Annotated in this window: 2 protein-coding genes and 1 pseudogene; all 3 read left to right on the forward strand. The window is 47.2% G+C overall.

Going from position 1 to position 2633, the window contains the following annotated elements:
- The first annotated feature begins 4 nt into the window (after positions 1-4).
- A pseudogene (nuoN, locus tag GF404_12515) lies at positions 5-1384 on the forward strand (NADH-quinone oxidoreductase subunit NuoN).
- Positions 1385-1640: 256 nt separating this feature from the next.
- Positions 1641-2078, forward strand: a complete 438-nt coding sequence (locus GF404_12520; protein ID MBD3383004.1) for a prepilin-type N-terminal cleavage/methylation domain-containing protein — start codon at positions 1641-1643, stop codon at positions 2076-2078.
- A 259-nt stretch (positions 2079-2337) separates the two neighbouring features.
- The coding region (locus GF404_12525) for a prepilin-type N-terminal cleavage/methylation domain-containing protein (GenBank protein ID MBD3383005.1) at positions 2338-2633 on the forward strand (296 nt) is incomplete at its 3' end.

Consider the following 2633-nt stretch of genomic DNA (forward strand, 5'->3'; position numbering starts at 1 on the left):
GACCATGATCGTCGAACCGTTTCTCAAGCGCGATAAAAAACAGCCGGTCATTTTCCTGACATGGGCCTCGCTTCTGGCGGCACTTGTCTATGTGATTGTGCTCGTCAGCTCGAAAACATCGATAAATGACCTGATGTTTTCCGGTACGTAACTGATCAACACTTATTCTTTGATGTTCAAGGCCATATTCCTGCTCGGCTCACTTTTGACCGTTTTCATCTCATCCGGATACATGAAGTATAAAAATGCTCCCGACGGTGAATTTTATTCACTGATCCTGTTTGCGACTTTCGGCATGATGCTGATGGCTTCTGCGGCCGACTTGATCGTTTTGTTCATTGGGCTGGAGATCATGTCGATCTGCCTGTACGTGCTGGCTGGATTCTTGAGACGCGAGATCGTCTCAAACGAGGCTTCCCTCAAGTACTTCCTGATGGGTGCTTTTGCCTCCGGATTTTTAATCTTCGGAATCGCCTTCATCTACGGCGGGACAGCCTCGACCTCTATTTCGGAGATTGTGCTGACCGCCAATATCCAGTCCAAGACTTATTTGATGATCGGGGCCGCCATGGTCCTGATCGGACTCGGTTTCAAAGTCGGCGCGGTGCCGTTTCATATGTGGATTCCGGATGTCTATACCGGTGCTCCGACTTCTGTTACAGCTTTCATGTCGGCCGGCCCCAAAGCGGCCGCTTTCGCCGCGTTTTTCCAGGTCTACCTGGTCGCCCTCAGGCCACTCAAGCCCGAACTGGAAATCGTGTTCTGGATACTGGCCGCCCTGACTATGACTGTCGGCAATATATTAGCGATATCGCAGAATAATTTCAAGCGAATGCTGGCTTACTCATCGATCGCTCATGCCGGCTATATCCTGGTTGGATTGACTGCTTTTACTGCCGAAGCGTCTTCCGCGGCATTATATTACCTGTTATGTTACACCGTCATGAATATAGGCGCTTTCACGATTTTACTGCTGGTCGAATCACGCGAAAATTCCGACACGAACTTTTCCTCGTTCGCGGGTATGGGGCGCAAGTATCCGTTTTTAGGAATCTTGTTGACAATCCTGATGATATCCCTGGCGGGCTTCCCGCCGACTGCCGGTTTTCTGGGGAAGTTCCTGGTCTTCAAGGCAGCCATCGATACCGGTTCTAATTCGCTTTTGACACTTGTCGTTCTGGCGGTAATCAACAGTCTGATTTCAGTTTACTATTACCTGCGGGTTGTTATCGTAATGTATATGACCGAAACCGAGATCGAATTCCGCCCCATCAATTTCAATTTCGGGGCTGTCCTGGCGATAATCATCACCGTAATCGGCACCCTTATATTGGGTATATATCCACAGTTTTTCGAATCCTTTTTGAACGCTTCTATTATATAGACACACTCTTAATCTGTATATATCCTGATGACGGTGGAGGATTCTCTGCCTGTTTTTATAAGAATTGAACAGGAAGTTCAAATTCTTCGCACTCCCTCAAGATTTTTGCAGAATGCAAGAGCATTTCCCAGTATTTCGCAAAATAAAATAGGCCTGATCCAATTATCATTTTGAAACTGCAACTGATCTTCCTGCCTTCCAGCGACTTCATTTTTTTCTGATTTTTGGTACACCCGTTGCATTAAGATAGAGCGTTATGAAAAACACAAAGAAAAAATCAGCAAATAGAAATCACAAAGGATTCACCCTGATCGAACTGATGATAGTTGTGGTTATAATCGGAATACTGGCCGCTTTGGCGCTTCCGCGCTGGTGGAAAGCTTCTGAGCGCGCACGCCAGTCCGAGGCCAAACTGATCTTAAAGCAGATCTATACCAATGAAAACACCTATCGCCAGTCGACTTCAGCCTATTTCATCCCGGGCGCTCCGGCTCATGCCGGCAATCCCGATGCTTTCGCGGATATTTGGGTAGAGATCGGTTCTGAGGCTCTCTATACATATACAATTGCGGGAGATGCAAATACATTTACCGCTACCGCGACTGCCAACCTGGATGATGATGGCACCATCGACACCTGGACTATTGACGACGATGGCGACCTTGTAATGGTTGATGACGATACCGCGGATTGATGCAATCTGCAAGGGTGATCTGGTAATTTGAGAGATAATTTGAGTGAGGAGAAGTTGTTCGAGGATGAAAAAACTGAACAGCAAAAACAGGGAAAGACTTAAAACCCAAACGAGAGATGAACTTAACGAGAATAAAGAAAGTGCAGATAATGGACACTCACTCTGGCAGAAGTTTTGCAAGTGCGTAGCTCCGTACCAGAGGGAAAACAAAGAAAACAAATAGAGCAATAACCAAAACATTCAGTAGGAGGATTCTAAGATGTTGCAGAAATTCCACAAAAGAAACAGCAAGGGTTTCACCCTGATCGAGCTCATGATCGTTGTCGTTATCATCGGCATTTTGGCCGCCCTGGCTATTCCGCGTTTCATGAAGGCTTCCGCCAAGTCCAAGACCTCTGAAGCCCAGCTTCTGCTCAAGCAGATCTATACCATGGAACGTTCCTACAAACAGCAGTATGACACTTATTCCGCTGACCTGGCCGCCATCGGCGTAGTCATACCGGGTAACGCCAACTACGACTACACGATCGTGGCGGACGCTACCAGCTTCACCGC

The organism is Candidatus Zixiibacteriota bacterium (genome assembly GCA_014728145.1).
Classification (GTDB): domain Bacteria; phylum Zixibacteria; class MSB-5A5; order JAABVY01; family JAABVY01; genus WJMC01.

Coding starts and splice junctions, on each gene's coding strand:
- GF404_12520 (MBD3383004.1), top strand. CDS start 1,641: ATGAAAAACACAAAGAAAAAATCAGCAAATAGAAATCACAAAGGATTC.